General features: G+C 60.2%; 17 protein-coding genes, 1 tRNA gene, 1 other RNA gene and 1 pseudogene. 10 read left to right on the top strand and 10 right to left on the bottom strand.

The genetic code is table 11. The features are described 5' to 3' along the window. Nucleotides 1-6: 6 nt before the first annotated feature. The 4 genes from HGHM_RS11550 to trxA form a co-directional block, all read right to left on the bottom strand. Nucleotides 7-1,719 (bottom strand): ArnT family glycosyltransferase, encoded by a 1,713-nt coding sequence (locus tag HGHM_RS11550; protein ID WP_019141688.1) that lies wholly within the window; start codon nt 1,717-1,719, stop codon nt 7-9. A gap of 126 nt (nt 1,720-1,845) precedes the next feature. Further along, entirely contained in the window at nt 1,846-2,112 is a 267-nt protein-coding gene (locus tag HGHM_RS11545) for a type B 50S ribosomal protein L31 (RefSeq protein ID WP_019141687.1), read from the bottom strand. A gap of 203 nt (nt 2,113-2,315) precedes the next feature. Next, nucleotides 2,316-3,581: a transcription termination factor Rho gene (gene rho, locus HGHM_RS11540; RefSeq protein WP_034348502.1), complete on the bottom strand. Its 1,266-nt coding sequence runs from the start codon at nt 3,579-3,581 to the stop codon at nt 2,316-2,318. A 98-nt stretch (nt 3,582-3,679) separates the two neighbouring features. Further along, entirely contained in the window at nt 3,680-4,006 is a 327-nt protein-coding gene (trxA, locus tag HGHM_RS11535) for a thioredoxin TrxA (protein WP_019141685.1), read from the bottom strand. Between the two features lie 437 nt (nt 4,007-4,443). Between trxA and HGHM_RS11530 the strand changes: the two genes are divergently transcribed. Both HGHM_RS11530 and HGHM_RS11525 read left to right on the top strand, forming a co-directional pair. Further along, nucleotides 4,444-7,146 carry a PD-(D/E)XK nuclease family protein gene (locus HGHM_RS11530; RefSeq protein WP_026075942.1) on the top strand — a complete coding sequence of 901 codons (2,703 nt, stop codon included), beginning with the start codon at nt 4,444-4,446 and terminating at the stop codon, nt 7,144-7,146. Further along, entirely contained in the window at nt 7,146-10,466 is a 3,321-nt protein-coding gene (locus HGHM_RS11525) for a UvrD-helicase domain-containing protein (RefSeq protein ID WP_019141683.1), read from the top strand. Before HGHM_RS11530 ends, HGHM_RS11525 begins: the two co-directional genes overlap by 1 nt. A 340-nt stretch (nt 10,467-10,806) precedes the next feature. Here the strand turns inward: HGHM_RS11525 and HGHM_RS21195 are convergent, their stop codons facing one another. Further along, nucleotides 10,807-11,286 carry a hemerythrin domain-containing protein gene (locus HGHM_RS21195; RefSeq protein WP_019141682.1) on the bottom strand — a complete coding sequence of 160 codons (480 nt, stop codon included), beginning with the start codon at nt 11,284-11,286 and terminating at the stop codon, nt 10,807-10,809. Between the two features lie 210 nt (nt 11,287-11,496). Here HGHM_RS21195 and HGHM_RS21190 point away from each other — a divergent pair. Together HGHM_RS21190 and trhA are read left to right on the top strand one after the other, a co-directional pair. Then, nucleotides 11,497-12,685 (top strand): annotated as a pseudogene (locus HGHM_RS21190) (NAD(P)H-dependent flavin oxidoreductase). A 187-nt stretch (nt 12,686-12,872) separates the two neighbouring features. Continuing rightward, nucleotides 12,873-13,490, top strand: a complete 618-nt coding sequence (gene trhA / locus HGHM_RS11500) for a PAQR family membrane homeostasis protein TrhA (RefSeq protein WP_026075939.1) — start codon at nt 12,873-12,875, stop codon at nt 13,488-13,490. A gap of 183 nt (nt 13,491-13,673) precedes the next feature. Here the strand turns inward: trhA and HGHM_RS11495 are convergent, their stop codons facing one another. Both HGHM_RS11495 and HGHM_RS11490 read right to left on the bottom strand, forming a co-directional pair. Continuing rightward, nucleotides 13,674-14,315, bottom strand: coding sequence for a YitT family protein (locus HGHM_RS11495; protein WP_051155294.1), 642 nt, complete (start codon nt 14,313-14,315; stop codon nt 13,674-13,676). Nucleotides 14,316-14,441: 126 nt separating this feature from the next. Further along, nucleotides 14,442-14,517, bottom strand: a tRNA-Ala gene (locus HGHM_RS11490). Nucleotides 14,518-14,606: 89 nt separating this feature from the next. On the opposite strand from HGHM_RS11490, the gene HGHM_RS11485 reads away from it, so the two are divergent. From HGHM_RS11485 to HGHM_RS11470, 5 genes are all read left to right on the top strand, one after another. After that, a complete protein-coding gene (locus HGHM_RS11485) occupies nt 14,607-14,894 on the top strand; it encodes a DUF904 domain-containing protein (protein WP_322785770.1) in 288 nt (95 codons plus the stop codon). Nucleotides 14,895-14,909: 15 nt separating this feature from the next. Continuing rightward, nucleotides 14,910-15,221 (top strand): cell division protein ZapA, encoded by a 312-nt coding sequence (locus tag HGHM_RS11480; protein ID WP_019141678.1) that lies wholly within the window; start codon nt 14,910-14,912, stop codon nt 15,219-15,221. A gap of 46 nt (nt 15,222-15,267) precedes the next feature. Further along, nucleotides 15,268-15,448: non-coding RNA, 6S RNA (gene ssrS, locus HGHM_RS22650), on the top strand. 71 nt (nt 15,449-15,519) lie between these two features. Further along, a complete protein-coding gene (locus tag HGHM_RS11475; RefSeq protein ID WP_051155293.1) occupies nt 15,520-15,981 on the top strand; it encodes an EVE domain-containing protein in 462 nt (153 codons plus the stop codon). A 15-nt stretch (nt 15,982-15,996) separates the two neighbouring features. Further along, nucleotides 15,997-16,800: a sulfite exporter TauE/SafE family protein gene (locus HGHM_RS11470; RefSeq protein WP_019141675.1), complete on the top strand. Its 804-nt coding sequence runs from the start codon at nt 15,997-15,999 to the stop codon at nt 16,798-16,800. Here HGHM_RS11470 and HGHM_RS11465 read toward each other — a convergent pair. The 3 genes from HGHM_RS11465 to HGHM_RS11455 all read right to left on the bottom strand — a co-directional run bounded on the left by HGHM_RS11465 (nt 16,793) and on the right by HGHM_RS11455 (nt 20,111). After that, a complete protein-coding gene (locus HGHM_RS11465) occupies nt 16,793-18,319 on the bottom strand; it encodes a malonate--CoA ligase (protein WP_019141674.1) in 1,527 nt (508 codons plus the stop codon). The two genes, HGHM_RS11470 and HGHM_RS11465, sit on opposite strands and share 8 nt — an antisense overlap. A 97-nt stretch (nt 18,320-18,416) precedes the next feature. Further along, a complete protein-coding gene (lgt, locus tag HGHM_RS11460; RefSeq protein WP_019141673.1) occupies nt 18,417-19,214 on the bottom strand; it encodes a prolipoprotein diacylglyceryl transferase in 798 nt (265 codons plus the stop codon). Continuing rightward, a complete protein-coding gene (locus HGHM_RS11455) occupies nt 19,215-20,111 on the bottom strand; it encodes a LysR substrate-binding domain-containing protein (protein WP_019141672.1) in 897 nt (298 codons plus the stop codon). Nucleotides 20,112-20,251: 140 nt separating this feature from the next. Here HGHM_RS11455 and ilvD point away from each other — a divergent pair, with 140 nt between their 5' ends. Then, nucleotides 20,252-21,925 (top strand): dihydroxy-acid dehydratase, encoded by a 1,674-nt coding sequence (ilvD, locus tag HGHM_RS11450; protein WP_026075937.1) that lies wholly within the window; start codon nt 20,252-20,254, stop codon nt 21,923-21,925. Nucleotides 21,926-21,960 lie beyond the last annotated feature (35 nt).

Below are 21,960 nucleotides of genomic sequence, written 5' to 3'. Positions count from 1 at the left end.
CGATCTCTAATCGATGCGGTGGTAGAGCCGGTAGCGTTCATCCCGGTCGGACGGGCGCCGGCCTTCCCAGAGGAGCTGCCACTGGCTGTTGCTGTGCTTGATGAATTTTTCGCCAGGCTGCCTGTTATGATCTTGCAGCAGAAGATAATCGCAACGCTCGCCGCCGAAGCCGGAGAACGGAATCTTGCCGAAATAGGCGAACGATGCCCGCTGCGCTGCACCGATTCTCGCGTCGACGCAATATCCGGAAGAGGGCAGCTTGCTGGCCAGCTGCTGCGCCACGCCGGCATAGCTCTTGCCGTAATTGATCCAGGGCAGCCACAAGCTCATGAGCAGCAGCCAGCACAGGATGATGCCGCCCGACGACAGGACGACTGCGCGCCACAGGACCGAAGGGCGGCGAGCAATCCGCCAGTGCACCAGCACGATCCAACCGATGCTCGCGCAGGCTGCGACGAGGAAGGCGACGAGATTGAACTCGGGTTTGAATCCGGGCGCGAGCTTGAATGCATTTTTGGCAAGCCATGCCGGCCATCCGGTCTGCTTGGCAATCCAGCCAAGCCATATGAATGCTGCGCAGGTTGTCAGCGTCATCACCGAGAACCAGTCCACCGCATTGATTGCCCCGCGCTTCATGGTCGGCAGGCCAAATGCGGCGAGTACTGCCAGGGGCGGCAATAGCGGCAGCAGGTTACTCTCCGAAGGATCGGGATTCAGGATCGCGAGCACCACGCAGGCGATGAAAAATGTCAGCGGCAGGGTGATATGGGGCGCCTGGTGCTGGCGGCGCCAGGCATAAACCGCCCACCCCGCAAATGGCCACGCCGGCCAGGCAAACCAGATGCCGTTTTTGACCAGATAAACCAGTGATTGCCATGTAGGAAAGCCAAGCTCGCTGTAATTCCACAGCATCCAGGCCGGGTAGGGCGAGCTGTTGTACGGACGCACGAAGTGATTGACCATTACCCAGGCCAGCGCGGGAATCAGGGCTAGCGGCAGGGTGACGAGGAGCAGGCGCGTAATCAGCGCCCGCTCCCGGAACGAAGCCAGGACGATCAGGCTCAGCCACAGAGCCAGCGGCACTACCCAGCCATGGGTCAGGGTCAACAAGCCCAACACAATGCCAAGCACGGCTGCAGCCCGCAGCGAATGCGATTCGAACAGGCGCGCCGCACCGTACAGGGGAAGCGCCACCAGGGATACCAGCAAAGCTTCGGTGCTGGTGCTATGGCTATGCAGCAACAAGCCCAGGGAGCCGAGATAAATGAGCAGGGCGCCGTCAGCCAGGGTGCGGCCGTAGTCTTTCGGTCCGGGCTGCCCGCCGAACGCAAGCTTGAGCGGCTGGGCTTCAGGCCGCCGGCCAAGCAGATAGGTTGTGTACCAGACTGCCAGCGAACCTAGCAGGAAGAATCCGACCGTGGCCACGCGCGCGGCCAGTGCATCGCTGATCAGCCAGCCGAAGAGCTTGATGCAGATGGCGCCGATCCAGAGCGTCAGTGGCCCTTTCTCCGCCATCGGCAGACCGACGATATTCGGCCAGAGCCAGTCGTCCAGTCCGCCATGCGCCATGGTCCACATGATCCCGAACGAGGTGGCATCATCGGTTTTCCAGGGATCGCGCCCCAGCAAGCCTGGGATGATATACAACAGGCACAGGCCAAACAGGGCCCAGCGCGGAAGTGCAAGCGTGGCGGAAGCGGGGAGACGGACAGGCTTCATGGAGACGGGAGAGCGGGCTTCTTATTGTGCGGACCGGCGATATTGTGCAATAAAATCCGGTATGGACGCAGTTGCCGGATAAAAAAAAGGCAGCCGTAGCTGCCTTTTGCAAGGAACGCGGCAGGATCAGCCTGCGGCCTGAGTCTTGGAACCACGGTTGCCGAACTTCTGGCGGAACTTCTCGACGCGGCCAGCGGTGTCGACGATCTTGTGTTTGCCAGTATAGAACGGGTGCGATTCGGCAGAAACTTCAATCTTGACGAGGGGGTATTCCTTGCCTTCGAAATTGATGGTTTCCTTGGTCTGGATGGTCGAACGGGTAATGAATTTGAAGTCGTTGGACAGGTCGTGGAACACGACTTCACGATAATTCGGGTGAATGCCTTCTTTCATGTTTGCCTCTGATAGTTGGGTAGCCAATCAGCACTTCGTCGGTCCGCCTGCTTCTTGACCCGATTGCCAATCACTTGCCGGTGGAAAGACGCGGATTATACAATGAAATCAGATGCTTGGGCCAGTTCCGCGGCTGACGAAAAAACAAGGGGCATGTTCCGCCTGACATGCCCTTTTTCCATCTACCTCGCAGAGGAACCGGCTCAGCTGCCGCCGCGCCGCATCAGTTCGAAGAATTCGGCATTGTTCTTGGTCGCCTTCATCTTGTCGAGGATGAATTCCATTGCCTCGATCTCATCCATGCCGTACAGAAGCTTGCGCAGGATCCAGATTTTCTGCAACTGGTCGGGTTTGATCAGCAATTCCTCGCGACGTGTGCCGGACTTGTTCAGGTTAATGGCAGGATAGACACGCTTTTCGGCAAGGCGGCGCTCGAGGTGCACTTCCATGTTGCCGGTGCCCTTGAATTCTTCGTAGATCACGTCATCCATGCGGCTGCCGGTTTCGATCAGGGCGGTTGCGATGATGGTCAGCGAGCCGCCTTCCTCAACATTACGCGCCGCACCGAAGAAGCGCTTCGGACGCTGCAGCGCGTTCGCGTCGACGCCGCCGGTCAGCACCTTGCCGGAAGCCGGGATCACGGTATTGTAGGCGCGTGCCAGGCGGGTAATGGAGTCGAGCAGAATCACCACGTCGCGCTTCATTTCCACCAGGCGCTTGGCCTTTTCCAGCACCATTTCCGCAACCTGCACGTGGCGGGTGGCCGGCTCGTCGAAGGTCGAGGCGACCACTTCGCCGCGCACCGAGCGCTGCATTTCCGTCACTTCCTCCGGCCGCTCGTCGATCAGCAGCACGATCAGGGTGGTGTCGGGATGATTGGTGGTGATCGAATGCGCGATGTGCTGCAGCATCACGGTCTTGCCGGACTTCGGCGACGCAACGAGCAGACCGCGCTGCCCCTTGCCGATCGGCGCGATCATGTCGATGATGCGGCCGGTGATGTTTTCCTCGCCGCGCATTTCCCGTTCCAGGTGCAGCAGCTTGTTCGGGTGCAGCGGCGTCAGGTTCTCGAACAGTATGCGGTGCTTGGAAGCTTCCGGCGATTCGCCGTTGACCTTGTCCACCTTCACTAATGCGAAATAGCGTTCGCCATCTTTCGGTGTACGCACCTCGCCTTCGATCGAATCGCCGGTATGCAGGTTGAAGCGGCGGATCTGCGAGGGCGAGATATAGATGTCGTCCGTGGATGCCATGTAGCTGGCGTCCGGCGAGCGCAGGAAGCCGAAGCCGTCGGGCAGGACTTCAAGGGCGCCATCGCCGAAAATCTGTTCGCCCGCCTTGGCGCGCTTCTTCAGAATGGCGAACATCAGTTCCTGCTTGCGCAGGCGTGCCGCATTCTCGATTTCAAGTCCGATGGCCATGTCCAACAAGGCCGAGACGTGTAAGGCCTTCAGTTCAGATAAATGCATAGTGAGTGTCCCGGGACGGGAAAAATCAGGTGGGGGAGGGAGTTACGTGGAGAAATTCAACCTGGCGATGGCGGCACGAACGTGCCGCCATGCCGGAATCAGATATTGCTGTCAATGAACGAAGTCAGCTGGCCCTTGGCCATTGCGCCAACTTTTTGCGCGGCAGCTGTGCCGTTCTTGAACAGGATCAGGGTCGGGATGCCGCGGATGCCGAATTTGGCCGGCACTGCCTGGTTGGCATCCACATCCATCTTCGCGATTTGCAGCTTGCCGTCGTATTCCTTGGCTACTTCTTCCAGGATCGGGGCGATCATCTTGCATGGACCGCACCACTCCGCCCAGAAGTCAACCAGCACTGGCTTGTCGGATTTCAGGACATCAGCATCAAAGGATGCATCAGTGACGTATTTAATGTTTTCGCTCATGGATGCCTCAACAGAGGGGAAAAGGATCAATCGTTGCGTGAGACGGCTTGCTTTGCCGTGTCCCTGCCGGTAATGCCCGGTTTGTCAGGCAGACCGGTGCATTGCATGCATTTCAAGGTATTGTTAATTGGGACAACAAGAGGTAATGCGGCGGGGGATTGGATAAATCATAACCGATTTTAAAAAAAAGTGTAGCGCTCCGCCAAATTTTCAGTATTGCTCGCATAAAATGCGGAACGCATTGCCGAATGCGCTTTCCACCAGCGAACATGAAAACGGCAAGGCCGACCAGAGCCGATATGCGCTGCCCCCCTTGCCTGTGACGCAGCATGGCTGCAGGCGTTTGACAGAAATGCATCGCGCTGGTATTGGTGGAATGCGCTTCTGTTCCTTTGCGCTATCGTAAATCCGGCCGCATTCACGTTTTCCTGATTCCCATGCTATATAGCCCGCTGCCGATTCCGCCTTCCTCCGAGTTCTGGCCTGGCGTCGCGCGCGCCCTGGTCAGGCAAGGGCTGCTGGCCGAGCTGGGAGCGATGAGCGCGCATGATTTTTCGGCGGTGCGGGTGCTGATGCCGAATTTTGCCAATGCTCAACAACTGAAAGCCGCATTGGCTCGCGAACTCGGAAGCGCCTTCATTCCTCCTCGCATCACCACACTCTCCGCCTGGCTCGGCAGCCTGCCGCCCGACCCGCAGGCACGCCCTGCGCCCTCGAGCAGCGAGCGCATGATGTCGCTGTATGCGGAATTGCGCCAGCATGCATGGCTGAAAAAACTGTTCACTGCGCGTCGCAATACCGACCTGATGCCACTGGCGCAAACCCTGCTGACGCTGTTCGACGAACTGACCCAGGCCCTGCTGCCCACCATGCAGGCTGGCCCGGACGCCGCCGAGGAACGCTGGCAGGCCGCCCTCGAGCAATTGTCCGCGCCGGCGCGCAGCATGCTGTCGGACGAGGCGCAACTGGTCTGGTCGATCTGGAAAACGCAGCTCGATACCAGCGACGCAATCGCACAGCGCTTTTCCGGCATGCTGCGCCTGGCACGCTATGCGGCGGATCCTCTGATATGGATCAGCGCGACCGAACCGGATACGCCGGAAAAGGCTTTCCTCGAAGAGTATGCGCAACATCAGCCGGTATTGCCGATTACGCTGTCATGGCAGGCGAGTAAGATCCATCCTGCTTATGCTGCCGCCTGGCCGGAGCTGCTCGACGAGGGCATGTCGTCGACTGCCGATGCGCCTGCGGCTGCCGTTTCCACTCCCACAGGCCTGGCACTGTGCTCGACCAGCAGCCTGGAAGAAGAAGCGCTGCGCGGCGCACAAACCGTGATCGACTGGCTGCAGGCCGGCAAGTCCTGTGTCGCAATCATTGCTCAGGACCGGGTTGTCGCGCGTCGCATCCGTGCATTGCTGGAGCGTGCCCAGGTGTTCGTCGCTGACGAAACCGGCTGGAAGCTGTCCACCACGCGCAGCGCTGCAGCCATTGCCGCACTCCTGGAAGTATTCGCTAGCCGCGCCGAAACGATTGCGCTGCTCGACCTGCTGAAATCACCTTTCCTGTTTCCCGAGATCGAAGAGAAATCCGATCTCGTGATGGCAATTGAACATGCCCTGCGTAAGGCCAATGTGCCGGGCGGATGGGATGCCTGCATCGGCGTGCTGCGCGACCAGCCTGCGGCACAGGAACTGCTGCAGCGGATCGCGCAACAGGCAGGCGTGTTCACAGGGCGCAAGACTCTGCAGGATTGGGTCGCTGCGACCAATACTGTATTGGCCGCTGTAGGCATGCGCGACGCGCTGGAGATGGATGCAGCCGGAGCGCAGGTAATCGCCCTGTTCGACATGCTGGCGCAGGATTGCCAAATGCTCGGTCAGGCGTTTTCGTTTGCCGAATGGCGCGTGTTCCTTAACCTGCAGCTGGAATCGACTTCCTTCCTGCCGGCGGATTTCGATCACCGCGTGGTCATGCTGCAGCTGAACGGCGCGCGCCTGCGGTCCTTCGACGCCGTGCTGATGGTAGGCGCCGACGCCGATCACCTGCCGTCGCAATCCAATGAAACCCTGTTTTTCGCAAATGCCGTGCGCCGCGAGCTTGGCCTGGCGACGCGGGAAATGCGCCAGCGCGCGCAAATGCGCGATTTCGCCGAAGTGCTGCAATCCAATACCGAAGTCGTCCTGTCATGGCAGGCGCACAAAAATGGCGAACCCAATCCGCCCAGCCCCTGGATCGAGCGCCTGCAGCTGGCGCTGGAACGGGCAGGCGCGGGAAGGATTCCGGCACATGCGACCTGCATCCAGCCACGCCAGATGATGCGCACCCCGGTGAGCATGCCGGCGCCGTCCGCGCCGCAACTTCTGCCACTGCGGCTGTCCGCCAGTGCCTACAACAGCCTGGTAGCCTGTCCCTACCAGTTCTTCGCGACACGCATGCTCAATCTCGCCGGACTGGAAGAATTTTCGGACATGCCGGAAAAGCGCGACTACGGCGACTGGCTGCACCGCATACTCACCGAATACCATGAAACCGTGCGCGACTGCGGGATAAAGACGGGTGACCGGGAATTCCTGTTGCAGGAAATTTCGGAAAGGATTTTCGGCGAAGCCCTGGAGCGCAGCGCTGCCGCGCTCGGCTATTACGCCCGCTGGCGCAAGGTGATTCCCGCCTATGTCGCTTGGGCCAACGAACGCGAAAGCCAGGGATGGCAATTCTTCTCCGGCGAGCATTCCTTCGAGAAGACCATCAACTGGTCTGACGGAAAGATCACTCTGCATGGCCGCATCGACCGCATCGACCACAACGCCGAAGGCGAACGCGCGGTGCTCGATTACAAGACGAAAAACCTGCAGGCGCTGCGCGACAAGCTGAAGGAGGGCGAGGATCATCAGCTGGCTTTCTATGGGCTGCTGTCAGATCTTCCGGTTGCGGCTGCGCATTATGTGGCGCTGGAAGCGAGCAAGGACAAGACTGGCGACGTGCCGGCGCAGAACTACGAGGAATGGCAGCAGGCGCTCGAAACCCAACTGGTCGCCACCATGCAGGCGATCGCCGGGGGAGCGGCCTTGCGCGCGACCGGCATCGAGAAGATCTGCGTGTATTGCGAAGTGCGCGGCCTGTGCCGCAAGGGGGCCTGGTGATGACGGCGCTTTCCGGCATGCCGCGCGCCTATGAAGTCGACGGCCGGGCTGTCGAAGCACCGGAATTCACCCGCATCGCCTGCGACCCGTATCGCTCGGTCGTGGTCGAGGCCTGTGCCGGAAGCGGCAAGACCTGGCTGCTGGTGGCGCGCATGCTGCGCCTGCTCCTGGCCGGAGCCGAGCCGTCGGAACTCCTTGCAATCACCTTCACCCGCAAGGCCGCGCAGGAAATGCGCGAGCGCCTGCTGCAGTTGCTGCGTGACCTCGCGCTGCGGCCAGACCCGGAGGTCCGTCAACTGCTGATCGAGCGCGGTGTGCCGGAATCTGAGCTGCCGGAATTGCTGCCGGCGGCGCGCGGCTTGTACGACCGGGTACTGTCGAGTGCGCAAAGCCTGTCGATCGATACTTTCCACAGCTGGTTCGCGCGCCTGCTGCAGATTGCGCCGCTGACATCCGGCGTGCCGCATGGCTATGCACTGACGGAGACGACCGGCGAACTAGAACGGGAAGCCTATGGCCGCTTCATGCAGGCGGTAGGCGACGATGAGGATTTGCGTGCTGCACTGCTCACGATGTATGAAATGGTCGGGGACTGGAATGCCAACAGAATGATCCAGGCCTTCGCGGCCAAGCGAGCGGAGTGGTGGGCTGCCATGCAAGGTGCGCCGGACGCGGAACCTTGCCTGCCGCTGCAATGGCTGCTGGAGCTGTGCGGGGAGGATGGCGAGCGCGACGCGCGACTGTCGCTCTGGGAGGAAGAGGAACTGAAGGCGCGCATCCTCGATATCGCGCGGCTGCTGGGCCAGGGCGCAAGCCGCAACCAGGCCCGGGCAACGGCGATTGAAAGCGCCTTGACGGCTGGCGCAAGCCCGGACAACTTCACGCGCTTGCTGATGCAGTTCTGCGATGAAAAAGGCGCCGTCCGTGGCAATGACCATCGGCGCGGCAAGCTGCTGGCGGCGCTGCAGAAGCAGTGGGGCGACGATGGATGCGATGTGTTCGAACGGGAGTTCGGCGCGGTTGCGGAAGTCCTGCAGGAATTGCAGCGCCGCAGCTTTGAACCGGCAGTGCTGGCGCTCAACCAGGCCCTGTTCAAGGTCGGCGCCGCCTATCTCGATCATTACCAGGCGGTAAAGGCTGAACAGCGGGTATTCGATTTCAGCGACCTGGAATGGCATGCATACCGGCTGCTGTCCAATGAAGAACATGCGGCCTATCTGCAAAGCCGGCTCGACGCCCGCTACAAGCATATTCTGCTCGACGAGTTCCAGGACACCAATCCGCTGCAATGGAGCATCGTGCGCGCCTGGCTGGATGCCTATGGCGACGATGTGGAGCCGCCAAGCGTGTTCGTGGTCGGTGATCCGAAGCAGTCTATCTATCGTTTCCGCCGCGCCGAGCCGCGCGTGTTCACCGCTGCGCGCGACATGCTTGCAGCCAGCGGTGCGGCTGTCCTGCGGACCAACCAGACGCGCCGCAATGCGACAGACATTGTGCAGGCGCTCAACGCGAGCTTCACCGCAAATCCGCTGTTCGCGCCGCAGACCACGCTTGCATCAGGCAGCGGTTCAATCTGGCGCTTGCCCCTGATTTGGCAGGAAGAGGGCGAGCGAGACGCGCCCTCGGTGTTCACACTGCGCGACCCGCTGACGGCACCTCGCGAGGAGGAACAGGATGCGCGCCGCCGCGACGAGGGCGCTGCGGTGGCGCGGGCCATCATCCACGCGAGAAACGACCTGAAGTTGCGGCGCGGCGTAGACGTGCCGTGGTCGGATGTGATGCTGCTAGTCCGGAAACGCAGCCATCTCACGGCGTACGAAAGTGCATTGCGCGATGCCGGCATCCCCTTCGTGTCCGACAAGAGGGGAGGCTTGCTGGAATCGCTGGAAGTGGCGGACCTGATCGCCCTGCTGAATTTCCTGATCACGCCCGGTGACAACCGCGCGCTCGCACATGTGCTGAAGTCGCCGATTGCCGGTGCCAGCGACGAAGACCTGATCATGCTGGCGCAGCGCAGCGAAGGCGCCTGGTGGCCACGCATGCGGGCGGCCGCGAAAGAGGGCGCATCCGAGGCAGTGCGGCGCATCGCCGGCCTGCTGGAGCAATGGCTGCAGGCAGCGCCGCGCCTGCCAGTACACGACTTGCTGGACGTGATCCTGCATCAGGGCGACCTGATTGCCCGCTATGCGCAGGCTTCGCCGCCGCTGTTGCGCAACCAGGTCGTGGGCAACATCGAAGCTTTCATCGAGCTGGCGCTGAACCTGGACGCGGGGCGCTATCCCAGTCTGCCGAAATTCATCGATGCCTTGCGGCTGTTGAAGGATGGTGCGGACAATGACGCGCCGGATGAAGCCGCCGTCGATGCTGCGCTGGATGCGGTGCGCATCCTCACCATCCATAGCGCCAAGGGTCTGGAAGCGCCGATCGTGATACTGCTCGACGCCAACCACAGCGAACCGGCGCGCGACGATTTTGGCATCCTGTGCGACTGGCCCCAGGACGCCCATGCGCCGACGCATTTTTCGGCTTTCGGTCGCAGCCAGGAACGTGGCGCGGCGCGCGATCACCTGTTCGAGGCGGAAGAAGGTTTCCGCCGGCAGGAAGACTGGAATTTGCTGTATGTCGCGATGACTCGCGCCAAGGAAGTCCTGATCCTCAGCGGTGTTGCCGGGTCGCGTGGTACGCTGGAAGACGGCTGCGTGGAAGGCAGCTGGTATCACCGCCTGCTGGCCGCGCCGGAGCTGGTGCCGGATGCGCTGGAAGAGGGTATCGCGGTGAGCACAGCCGCCGGCGATGACAGCTTCAGCCTCCCGGTATTCATGCCGCCGCCGCTCGCGCCGGTTGAACCCGCATTCCTGACGCAGTTCCGCACGCATGCTATGGATGAGGGCATTGCCCTGCACACGCTGCTGGAACACGTCACCCAGGAGCGCCGCTGGCCGGTTCAGTTACCCGATGTGCCGACACTGGCACGCTGGCTGGCCTGCCCGCAGGATGTGGCAGCGGCAGCGCGTGAGTATGCGCAGTCGATACTGTCGGCGCCGCAGCTGGAGCGCTTCTTCAATCCCGCGCATTTCCAGCTTGCGCACAATGAGCTGGAAGTCATGGCCGGCAACGAATTGCTGCGCTTCGACCGCGCAGTGATCACCGGCGACGAGGTGTGGATCCTCGATTACAAGCGCGATCTGCTCGACAGCGAGCGGCTCGCCTACCAGACCCAGCTGGCACGTTACCGGTTGGCGGCGGCAGCGGTTTTCCCGGGCAAGAAGCTCAGGACGGCATTGATTACCGCCGACGGCCAGCTGCGGGAAATGGTCTGACGGGCATTGTCCTCGGCTAGGAGGGCAGTCCCGCCTTCACGGGCCCGGCACATTGCGTCAATGAGTTTGCGGCCATACATCGCCGAGCGCTGCGAGCGGAAGGTGGATCGCACTCAAGCTTGCACTCGCACCTTTGCGCCACAGTCCAATGTTTATGTGAGATCAGGACTTCGTACCGGTAATCGGGCCGATTGCGTATCTCGTGGTCGAATCCGTTGCGCTTGAGGATGGCATGCAGCGGACGCGGCTCTCAATTGATCAAACTGCACAGCCGTTCGGTGGTGTTCAGGCGACCCAAGCTTCCAGCACCCGTTCCAGGGGCTGGACGGCTCCAGTCGGGTTAAGTCGAGACTGATGTCCTGTTCCATTGCGTTCTGTTGGTGACGGCGATGTCCTGCATCGCTTCGATGATGTCGGTTGCCTGGCCCGAAAGGATACGGTCGGTCATCAGGTAGAGCAGGCTTTCTTCCCTGTTGTTGTGCTGCCGCAGCATGCTGTTGAGTGTTTCCGAATGGCGGAGGAAGGCATCACTGTCGCGGCGCGTCAGCGCATCCTGCAGCAGGCGCACGATGCTTTGGATCTGCTCGTGCTCGTTGCGCATGACGGAAGTCGCGCCGGTACTGCTGCAGGTTGCATGTTCGAAGGCCTGGAACAGGATCTGTTCTTCCATTGTGAAATGCTGTTCCAGTGCTTCGCAGAATTGCCGGAAACGCTCTTCCGCTCGTACCCAGTGGTTGCTGCTTACGCATGTTTGCGCTTCAGTGAAGAACTCGCCGCAGCGCTTATGGTCGCCACTGAGATAGGTGGTAATGGTATTCATGATGCTCTCTTTCTCGCTTGACGCTGGCTCATTCTGGCCCCAGGGAGTTGGCGATCTTTGATACAGGTCAAGGATTTCCAGATCGCCCCTAAGCTACAGTGCCCACGTTTCTCACAGGGAAAACACAATTTTTACTCGCTGGTATGCGGGGAGCCCGGTGGTGAAAGTGCAGCGTCGCAAGCAAACGCTGCTTTCATTGCAAGACAAACAATGAGGAATAGTGTGCCCAAGGCAGCGTATCCATTATTGAAGATTAAGGACGAGACAAGTCTGCCGATCGTTCAGAGTGGCATGGGCGTCGGCATTTCGGCGCATCGACTGGCCGGCAATGTCGCGCGGGCAGGTGCGGTTGGCACCATTTCGAGCGTCGACCTGCGCCGCCATCATGCGGACTTGATGGCGCAATCAAAATGTTTACGCGACAAGGAGCTGATTAACCGTCTCAACCTGGTCGCGCTGGACCGCGAGATCCAGGCTGCTAAAAAGATCGCGGAAGGCAAGGGGCAGAACGGCGTTAACGTCATGCGCGCCGTATCCGAATACGCCTCCTATGTCCGCCAGGCCTGCGCCAGTAGCGCGGATGCTGTGGTGGTCGGCGCCGGCCTGCCGCTGGATTGCCGGAACTCGCCGCCTGATATCCGGAAGTGGCTCTCATCCCGATTCTGTCCGATGTACGCGTAATCGCACTCATCCTGAAGAAATGGATGCGCAAGAACCGCCTGCCGGATGCCATCGTGATCGAAAATCCGCGCTATGCAGCGGCCATCTCCGTGCCGCAAAGGCTGAGGATGTGTATCAGGCGCACTTTGCTTTCCCCGTCGTGCTGGAAGGCGTGCAGGAATTGTTCAAGCAGATGGGCATCGAGCGCGAGCGCATACCTCTGATCGTCGCCGGCGGCATCAAAAATAATGAGCAGGTGCTGCGCGACATGTTCACGCTCGGCGCGAGCGCGGTGCAGCTGGGGACTGCCTTTGCGGTCAGCGAGGAGGGCGATGCCCATCTCAACTTCAAGAAGGTGGTGGCCGATGCAAAGCCGGAAGACACGATGACTTTCATGACCGTTGCCGGCTTGCCTGCAAGCGCAGTACGCACGCCCTGGCTGGACAACTAGCTCTCCAAGGAGGCCAAGCTGCAACGTCTGGCCAGAACAAGGCAATGCACGGTCGGCTTCGACTGCCTGCATGAATGTGGCCTGCGTGACGGCATCGCAAAGCATGGCCAGTTCTGCATCGATACTCCGCTCGCCTTCGCGCTCGAGGGCGACGTGAAGCGTGGCCTGTTCTTCCGCGGATCGGAGCCGCTGCCATTCGGGAATCAGATCCGGCGGGTGAGTGAACTGATAGAATACCTTTTGACCGGCGTCCGCCCGGTTGCGCCGCAAGCTGCACTCGTGGCGTAAATACCTGCCGCCCTCCAGGGAAACTTCGAAATATCATGAACAAGTCCGCTTCCACAGCCGATGCCGCCATGAAGGAACTGGTGTGCGCGTCTGCGGCCGGCCCGCGTTGCAGGCGGCAGCGGGCATTGTCACGGACTGCGTCGATTCTGGCTTTCGGAAGACGAACAATGCGCGCAATGTCGGCCTGATGTACTACGGCGAGCGCTTCAACAGCATCAGCCATCTTGCTGGCGCGGCACTGGCAGCGACCGGTGCGGTCCTGCTGATCGTGTTTGCCGCGCGGCTCGGCGACCCGTGGAAGATCGTCAGCTTCAGCATCTATGGCACGATGCTGCTGGGTCTGTACGTGATTTCCACCGTCTATCACAGCGTGCGCGGCCGGGCCAAGGATGTGATGCGCAAGTTCGACCATTGCGCCATCTATCTCCTGATCGCCGGCAGCTATACGCCATTCACCCTGGTGACATTGCGCGGCGCGCTTGGCTGGGCGCTGTTCGGCACGGTGTGGGGACTGGCCCTGCTCGGCATACTGCAGGAGATATGGATTGCGAAGGGCGCACGCATCCTGTCGCTGGTGATCTATGTGGTGATGGGCTGGCTGGGATTGGTCGCCATCATGCCACTGAAGTCAGCGCTGGGCGAAGACGGATTTGCCTGGCTGGCTGCAGGCGGACTGGTGTATACCCTGGGCATTGTCTTCTATGCGCTGGACGAGCGCCTGAAGCATGCCCATGGTGTATGGCATCTGTTCGTGCTCGGTGGCAGCGCCTGCCATTATTTCACTGTCCTGTTCTACGTTGCCTGAATCGCACCTGGCGCAATTCGCATCAAGATAAAAGCCGCAAAGGGGTGACAGTCCTTAATAAGTGATCCGGCAACCGGTGCACCATGTTCGTGGTCGGCCTGTTTGCCTTGCTCATGCTTGCCCGCGCAAAACATCGTCACCCTGCTTCAGGTCCTCGGCAAGCAATTGCCACTGTGCGGACGATTACATTGCGATGTAGCGGCCGGGGCGATGATTGATTGCCAGCGTGAGGTTGAGGACAGCGGCACCGGCGAGCGAGATGGCTACGGCGGAAAAGGGGATCGTCAGGGTAGACAGCAGGAGGATCATGCTGTCCAGGACCAGTTGAACCAGTCCTACACGCCAGCCGAAGCGTTCCTGAAGATAGAGCACGAGGATGTTGAATCCACCAAGACTTGCCTTGTGCCGAAACAGCACCAGCAGCGCAACGCCCGTCAACAGCCCGCCCATGGCCGCGGCATACAGGGGTGTCAGGCTTTCAATTCGCAAGACCAGGGGCATCAGTTCAGAAAAGATGGACAACAGCAGCACGGCGCTGAACGTTTTGAGTACAAATTGCCAGCCCATCTTCCTGAAGGCCAGGATATAGAACGGAAGGTTGATGATGAAGAAGAGCTTGCCGAAACCGATCCCCGTCGCGTAATGCAGCAGGAAGCCGAGGCCGACCACGCCGCCGGTGATCAGTCCTGCTTTGCCGAACAGCGTCACGCCGAGCGACATCAGCATGGTTCCGGCGACGATTGCCTGCAAGTCTTCCAGCAGTGTATGCCGCTGGGTTGCAGGCACTGATCTTTCCTGGACAAGCACTTCAGGGTTCGAGGACATGGATCTAGGCGTCACGGAGTTCGCAGCAAGGCAGGTACGCAGCTGGTTCAGGATGGGAATCAGGCCGGGCCCGTCAAGTTACCTGTTCCTATGAGGGGAATCCAGAAACTTCGCCGGCGGTGTTGATGGTGGAGCGGAGGAGGATCGAACTCCCGACCTTCGCATTGCGAACGCGACGCTCTCCCAGCTGAGCTACCGCCCCATTCGCAGTGATTTTATTGACTGGCGCGATTCTACGCAAGGCCCGGGAGGGATGAAAAGCCTGCCCTGACGTGGGCGCTGTGGCATCAAATGTCGCCAAAATCAGCATCGCGTCCAAAAGACCTCGGCCAGCTTTTGAATCTGTTGACGGAAATTCGATTGGCCCACTATAGTTGCAAGATGATTTCCGAATTTCACCAACTTGTCGAAAAGGTCAGCCAGCTGGCTGAGCTTGCGCAGGCGCTGCGCCGCGAGAACGCCGAGTTGCGCATGAATCTGGCAGCCCTGAGCAGCGAAAATGCAGAGTTGGCCGCACGTATGCAGGAGGCCCAAAAACGCGTCTCCGCGCTGCTCGAAAAAATTCCCGCCGTGGAATGAAAATCAAGGAAAAGCATGACTCAGCTTGACGTCACGATCATGGGGCAAGCGTTTCGACTCGCATGCAAGGAAGGCGAGGAAGCAGCGCTGAAGGAAGCCGTCGCCTACCTGGACGAGAAGATGAGCGCAATCCGGGATACCGGCAAGGTCAAGGGAAATGACAGGATCGCGGTGATGGCGGCGCTGAGCATCGCGGCAGAACTTCTTGCGACCAGAATGACGGATGGTCCGTTTGGCGACATGAGCATTGCCGAAATCAGGCAAAAAATTTCTTCGATGCATTCGATCCTCGATGAAGCGCTGGCTCCTCAGGAAAACCTTTTTTAAATTCGACTCAAAGTCTTTGACATGTGACTCGATTGGGGTACACTAAAGCTTCCTGCCGTGTTCGCGATTGCCATATATTCCTTGAACCATTGTTGAGCATAGGTCGCGGAAATTCGTTCGATGGGAGTGAGCGTCGCTAGTCCGATGAACCCGAAATTGAACTAACTGTGACCACCTTGAACCGCAAGGTTCGGGATGCCGGCAAAGACGGCACAGGCGGGACTAACTCCAAAGCGGCTGCATTCATGCAGCCGCTTTTTTATGCGCAGTTTGAGCGCATGCTGCCTGTTTGGATTCCATGCGATATTGGCTGATGAAATCCGAGCCGGACGAGGTCAGCATCGATGATGCTCTCGCCGCTCCCGATCAAACCGTGCCCTGGACTGGTGTGCGCAATTACCAGGCGCGCAATTTCATGCGCGATGCAATGCGCGTGGGCGACGGCGTGCTGTTCTACCATTCGAGTTGCGCCGAACCCGGCATAGCGGGCCTTGCGGAGGTCGCGAGCACGCCATATCCGGATCCCACCCAGTTCGACCCGACGAGCAGATACTACGATCCGAAAGCAGGCCGCGAAAATCCGCGCTGGATGCTGGTGGATGTGCGAGCCACCGAAAAGACGCGGCTGATGACATTGCCCGAGTTGCGCGACCTGCCGGAACTCTCCGACATGCTTATCCTCAAGCGCGGCAACCGGCTGTCCATCACCCCGGTCACGCCCGGAGAATGGCGCTGTATCATTACGCATTTGCGTAAATAAGAAAGAAGTCAGTACATGGACATCAGCTTGATCATCGGCCTGTTGGCCTTGGGGGCGGTCGTCGGATTTGCGGCCGGATTGCTGGGCATCGGAGGAGGCATGCTGATGGTGCCGTTCATGACGATGATCCTGACGGCGAAGAGCTTTCCGCAGGAGTATATCGTGCACATGGCGATCGCCACGTCGCTGGCGACGATCATGTTCACCTCGATTTCCTCCGTGCGCGCGCATCATGCGCACAAAGCCGTCTTGTGGCCGGTCGTCAAGCTGCTGGCGCCCGGCATCCTGGTCGGTTCCTGGATCGGACCTTGGATCGGCGCAAAAATGAGTTCATCCGCGCTTGCCCTGTTCTTCGCCATTTTCATCACCTTTTCCGCCACCCAGATGCTGCTGAATAAAAAGCCAGCCGCATCCCGCAACCTGCCGGGGGCGACCGGGATGTTTGCCGCCGGCGGCGTCATTGGCGTCTTGTCCGGCCTGGTAGGGGCGGGCGGGGGCTTCGTTTCGGTGCCGTTCATGACATGGTGTAACGTGAACATCCGCAATGCGGTTGCAACCAGCGCGGCACTCGGATTTCCGATCGCCTTTGCCGGGACGCTTTCGAACATCTACAACGGCATGAAGCTGCCGGATCTGCCGCCCGGATCGCTCGGCTTCATTTATGTTCCCGCGCTGGTCGTGATCGCAGTGGCCAGTGTTGCTACTGCCCCGCTCGGCGCGAGAACGGCCCACAAGCTGCCGGTACAGACGCTGAAGAAAATTTTCGCCATCGTGCTGTATGCCCTGGCAGCCTACATGCTTTACAAGGGTTTCAGATAGCAGCTAATGCCTGGAATGTATCCTTGAATTGCTCGCGGAGCAGGTTTTTCTGGACTTTTCCCATCGTGTTGCGGGGTAGCTCCGACACGAAGAAAATCCGCTTCGGCACCTTGTAGTTGGCGATGCTGGCCTTGGCATGAGCAATCAGGGCAGCTTCCGTCAGAACGGCTCCCAGCCGAACAACCACCGCTGCAACGACTGCTTCTCCAAAATCCGGATGCGGCAGTCCGATCACCGCGGATTCAGCCACCCCATCCACGTCATCGAGCAGGGATTCGATTTCCTTGGGATAGACGTTGTAGCCGCCGGAAATGATCAGGTCCTTGCTGCGTCCGACAATGCTCAGGTAGCCGTTTGCATCGAATCTGCCCACATCTCCGGTCTTGAAATAGCCATCGGCGGTAAATTCTTCGGCGGTCTTTTCCGGCATCCGCCAGTAACCCTTGAACACGTTCGGCCCGCGCACCTCGATATTGCCGATGTCCCCGGTAGCGCATTCCCGGCCATCCTTCGTCACGCGCACCGACACGCCGGGCAAAGGCAGGCCCACGGTGCCACCGACCCGAGGGCCGTCATAGGGATTGGACACCAGCATCACGGTTTCACTCATGCCATAGCGCTCCAGGATGGTGTGTCCGGTGCGGCGGATGAATTCATTGAAAGTGTCCAGCAGAAGGGGCGCGGAGCCGGATACGAACAAGCGCATGTTGGCACAGACTTCCTTGCCGAATGCCGGGTCGGCAAGCAGGCGCACATAGTAGGTCGGGACGCCCATGAAGATGGTCGAGCGTGGAAGGTACTGCATCACTTGTCCGGCATCGAATTTCGGCAGGAAGATCATCTTGCTGCCATTCAGCAGCGCGCCATGCGACGCGACCAGCAGGCCGTGGATGTGAAACAGCGGCAGGGCGTGCAGCAGGACATCGCCATCCTGCCAGCGCCAGTATTCCTGCAATACCTTGGCATTCGATGCGAGATTGCCATGGGTGAGCATGGCGCCCTTGCTGCGGCCGGTGGTGCCGGAGGTGTAGAGGATGACCGCCAGGTCGTCGGGCTGCTTTTCCACGGGCTCGAAACTGTCCGACTGGTGCGCCGCGCGCGCCAGCAGGGAGCCGTCGCGCCGCTCGCCCAGGGTGAATACATGGCGGGTGCCGGACTGAAAAGCAATCTTCGAGACCCAACCGAAATTGGCCGGCGAGCAGACCACGACTGCGGGCTCGGCATCGCCGATGAAGTATTCCATCTCGGAGACGCGGTACGCGGTATTTAGAGGGAGGTAGACATAGCCGGCACGGATCGTGGCCAGGTAGAGGATCAGTGCTTCCGGCGACTTCTCGACTTGAACCGCGATGCGCGAGTCGGAAGGCAAGTTCAGTCCTGCCAGCAGGTTGGCAATCCTGGCGGAGGCGCGATCAATGTCATCCCAGGTGTAAAACAGTCCGTCGTGGGTTTCGATGCAGCAGGCGCTGCGGTCTTGCGGGAAGCGTGAAGCGAAAAGAGCGTACAGATTGGCGTTCATCTTGATTGCTGCGGGATTTGCAAATGAGTTCTTGGAAGCTTGGAGGAATAGGCATCATGCGCCGCCTGCCTTGTCGGATGAGGCGGCGCGTTGGCAGCTAGCGGGCGCGCTTCGTGTAAATAATGATCAACGTAATTGCACCGAATGCAATCATCGGAAGCGACAGCATCTGGCCAGCCGAAATGGTGATGCCGGCAAATGATACGTTGTAATCCGGCGTGCGGAAATACTCGGTGAAAAAGCGTGCCATGCCATACAACATGGCGAACATTGCACCCACCGCAAAGCGCGGACGCGGCTTGCGCGCAAACAGCCAGAGAATGATGAACAGCAGCACACCGTCAACCAGCGCCTGGTAAATCGGGGAAGGATGGCGCGGCAACTGGTCGACGTTCGGCCAGATCATCGCCCAGGGCAATGAGGGATCGGCAACCCGGCCCGGCAGTTCAGCGTTGATGAAATTCCCAATGCGGCCGGCGGCATAACCAAGCGGCACCATCGGCGCGATGAAGTCGTAGACATCCAGGATGTTGCGCCCTCGCTTGCGTGCCCACAGCGACATGGCAATCAGCACGCCCAGGAAACCGCCGTGAAAGGACATGCCGCCCTTCCAGACCGCGAAGATTTCCAGAGGATGGCTGAAATAAAACGCCGGGTTGTAGAACAGTACTTCGCCCAGCCGTCCTCCGATTACCACGCCAAGCACGCCATAGAACAGCATGTCGTCGAGGTCTTCGTTCTTCCACCCGGCAGCTGCAATATGCGGCTGCCGGATCCGTACCCGGCCCAGCAGGAGAAACTGGATGAAGGCCAGGAGATACATCAGGCCATACCAGTGAATCTTGACAGGACCGAGCGAGATGGCGATCGGGTCCGGAAGAGGATGGATCAGCATTTATTTTTTCTTTCGCAGTAGTTCCAGGAAGGCGTGCAATACCGGTGACTGATTGTCACGCCGCCAGGCCAGGCCGGTCTCGACCAGAGGCGGTTTGCCGGCCAGCGGCTTGTAGTCGACGCCGGGGCGTTTTAAATTCGAGACAGATTGTGGCACAAGCGCGATGCCCATGCCCGCTGACACCAGGCCGACGATAGTCTGCATCTGAATCGCTTCCTGCCCGATGCGTGGCGTCAGGCCGGCGTCGCGAAAGCATGCCAGGATGGCATCGTGGAAAGCGGGAGCGATCCGGCGCGGGAAAACGATCAGCGGCATGTCGGCCAGCAGCCTCAGGTCGACGGGGCTATTTCCTTGCAATGCCTTCATGCCCCTGGGGGCGGCCAGGATCAGCGGTTCCGACAGCACCGTCATGTAGTCGAAGTCTGTCCTGGACTTGTCGGGCAAGGGCGGAATCAGCAGGCCGGCATCAGTCCGGCCCTGCAGCAAGAGTTCCAGTTGCACATCGGTAGTCGCTTCGCGCAGGTCGATCTGCACTTGTGGATAGCGCTCCCGGAATTCGCGCAGCAGCGGCGGCAGCACGCTGTAATCGGCGGTGGAGACGAAGGACAGGGCCAGCAAGCCCGATTCCCCGGAGGCGGCGCGCCGCGCCAGATCGGGCAGGTTGCCGGCCTGCTGCAGGATGCGGCGCGCTTCCGGCAGAAGGGCCGTGCCGGCCGGCGTCAGGCTGACGCTGCGCTTGGTGCGGATGAAGAGAGGCGTGCCGAGCGCCGCCTCCAGTGACTGTATGGTCTGCGACAGCGGCGGCTGGGTCATGTGCAGGCGGGCCGCCGCCCGCCCGAAGTGGCTTTCCTCGGCGACGGCGACGAAATAGCGTAATTGCCGCAGTTCAATATTCATATGCAATTCATATTACTGAAGAATAAATCATATATTTGACATACGGCTTGGTGCAAGGCACTGTAGCGTCCTTGAACATGGCGCAATCTGCCTTTCACCTGTGCGCCGCCTATCCCGTATCCCTGTACTCCGGAGTCAACATGTCATTCAACCGCCGCTCGAAAAACGTCACCCAGGGCGTTGCCCGCAGCCCGAACCGCTCGATGTATTACGCGATGGGCTATCAGAAGGAAGATTTCGACAAGCCGATGATCGGCATCGCCAACGGGCACTCGACCATCACCCCTTGTAATTCCGGACTGCAGAAGCTGGCCGACATCGCCATCGCCACCATCAAGGAATCCGGCGCCAATCCGCAGGTCTTTGGCACGCCGACGATTTCCGACGGCATGTCGATGGGCACCGAAGGCATGAAGTATTCGCTGATTTCGCGAGAGGTGATCGCCGACTGCATCGAAACCGCCGTCAACGGCCAATGGATGGATGGCTGCGTCGTGATCGGCGGCTGTGACAAGAACATGCCGGGCGGGATGATGGCGATGGCGCGCACCAACGTGCCGAGCATCTATGTCTATGGCGGCACGATCAAGCCGGGCAAGTGGAAAGGCAAGGACCTGACCATCGTGTCCGCATTTGAAGCCGTCGGCGAATTCACCGCCGGACGCATGTCGGAAGAAGATTTCGAAGGAATCGAGCGCAATGCCTGCCCCTCGTCGGGTTCCTGCGGCGGCATGTACACCGCCAATACCATGGCGTCTTCGTTCGAGGCACTCGGCATGGCCCTGCTGTACTCCTCGACGATGGCGAATCCGGACGACGAAAAGGTTGGCTCCGCTGCCCAGTCGGCGCGCGTGCTGGTCGAGGCAGTCAAGCACGACCTGAAGCCGCGTGACATCATCACCCGCAAGTCGATCGAAAATGCGGTCGCCGTCATCATGGCAACCGGCGGGTCGACCAACGCGATCCTGCATTACCTGGCCATCGCGCATGCGGCTGAAGTGGAATGGACCATCGACGATTTCGAACGGATGCGCCGCAAGGTGCCGGTGATCTGCGACCTGAAGCCTTCCGGCAAATACGTCGCGACCGATTTGCACCGCGCGGGCGGCATTCCGCAAGTGATGAAAGTCCTGCTGAACGCAGGCCTGCTGCACGGTGACTGCATCACGATCACCGGCCGCACCCTCGCCGAAGAACTGGCGCATGTGCCTGACGTGCCGCGCGCAGACCAGGACGTCATTCGTACCATCGACAAGGCTTTGTACGACCAGGGCCACCTGGCCATCCTGAAGGGAAATCTCGCGACGGACGGCTGCGTCGCCAAGATTACCGGCCTGAAGAACCCGGTGATTACCGGCCCGGCACGGGTGTTCGACGACGAGTATTCCGCCATGGATGCCATCCTCGCCGACAAGATCAAGGCGGGTGATGTACTGGTCTTGCGCTATCTCGGCCCGAAGGGTGGGCCCGGCATGCCGGAAATGCTGGCGCCGACGTCCGCGATCATCGGCAAGGGCCTGGGCGAATCGGTCGGCCTGATTACCGATGGCCGCTTCTCCGGCGGGACCTGGGGCATGGTGGTCGGTCACGTGGCGCCGGAAGCCTATGTCGGCGGCACCATCGCATTGGTGCAGGAGGGCGACAGCATCACGATCGACGCGCACAATCAGTTGATCCAGTTGAACGTGCCGGATGAAGAGATTGCGCGCAGACGTGCAAACTGGAAGGCGCCTGAACCGCGGTATACCCGTGGCGTGCTGGCCAAATTCGCGGCATTGGCTCTGCCTGCCAATAAAGGCGCGGTGACTGGTTAAGACGCAAAAAAGGCCGGAGTGGATCCGGCCTTTTT

It is taken from the genome of Noviherbaspirillum massiliense JC206, assembly GCF_000312045.1.
Lineage (GTDB): Bacteria > Pseudomonadota > Gammaproteobacteria > Burkholderiales > Burkholderiaceae_D > Noviherbaspirillum > Noviherbaspirillum massiliense.
Note: the sequence above shows the minus strand (reverse complement) of the source record. Positions and strands in the feature narration are given on the sequence as shown.

Coding starts and splice junctions, on each gene's coding strand:
- HGHM_RS11470 (WP_019141675.1), top strand. CDS start 15,997: ATGGACATCAGCTTGATCATCGGCCTGTTGGCCTTGGGGGCGGTCGTC.
- HGHM_RS11530 (WP_026075942.1), top strand. CDS start 4,444: ATGCTATATAGCCCGCTGCCGATTCCGCCTTCCTCCGAGTTCTGGCCT.
- ilvD (WP_026075937.1), top strand. CDS start 20,252: ATGTCATTCAACCGCCGCTCGAAAAACGTCACCCAGGGCGTTGCCCGC.
- HGHM_RS21195 (WP_019141682.1), bottom strand. CDS start 11,286: ATGAATACCATTACCACCTATCTCAGTGGCGACCATAAGCGCTGCGGC.
- HGHM_RS11525 (WP_019141683.1), top strand. CDS start 7,146: ATGACGGCGCTTTCCGGCATGCCGCGCGCCTATGAAGTCGACGGCCGG.
- HGHM_RS11545 (WP_019141687.1), bottom strand. CDS start 2,112: ATGAAAGAAGGCATTCACCCGAATTATCGTGAAGTCGTGTTCCACGAC.
- lgt (WP_019141673.1), bottom strand. CDS start 19,214: ATGCTGATCCATCCTCTTCCGGACCCGATCGCCATCTCGCTCGGTCCT.
- HGHM_RS11465 (WP_019141674.1), bottom strand. CDS start 18,319: ATGAACGCCAATCTGTACGCTCTTTTCGCTTCACGCTTCCCGCAAGAC.
- HGHM_RS11475 (WP_051155293.1), top strand. CDS start 15,520: ATGCGATATTGGCTGATGAAATCCGAGCCGGACGAGGTCAGCATCGAT.
- HGHM_RS11455 (WP_019141672.1), bottom strand. CDS start 20,111: ATGAATATTGAACTGCGGCAATTACGCTATTTCGTCGCCGTCGCCGAG.
- trxA (WP_019141685.1), bottom strand. CDS start 4,006: ATGAGCGAAAACATTAAATACGTCACTGATGCATCCTTTGATGCTGAT.
- HGHM_RS11480 (WP_019141678.1), top strand. CDS start 14,910: ATGACTCAGCTTGACGTCACGATCATGGGGCAAGCGTTTCGACTCGCA.
- trhA (WP_026075939.1), top strand. CDS start 12,873: ATGTACTACGGCGAGCGCTTCAACAGCATCAGCCATCTTGCTGGCGCG.
- HGHM_RS11485 (WP_322785770.1), top strand. CDS start 14,607: ATGTCGCCAAAATCAGCATCGCGTCCAAAAGACCTCGGCCAGCTTTTG.
- HGHM_RS11495 (WP_051155294.1), bottom strand. CDS start 14,315: ATGTCCTCGAACCCTGAAGTGCTTGTCCAGGAAAGATCAGTGCCTGCA.
- HGHM_RS11550 (WP_019141688.1), bottom strand. CDS start 1,719: ATGAAGCCTGTCCGTCTCCCCGCTTCCGCCACGCTTGCACTTCCGCGC.
- rho (WP_034348502.1), bottom strand. CDS start 3,581: ATGCATTTATCTGAACTGAAGGCCTTACACGTCTCGGCCTTGTTGGAC.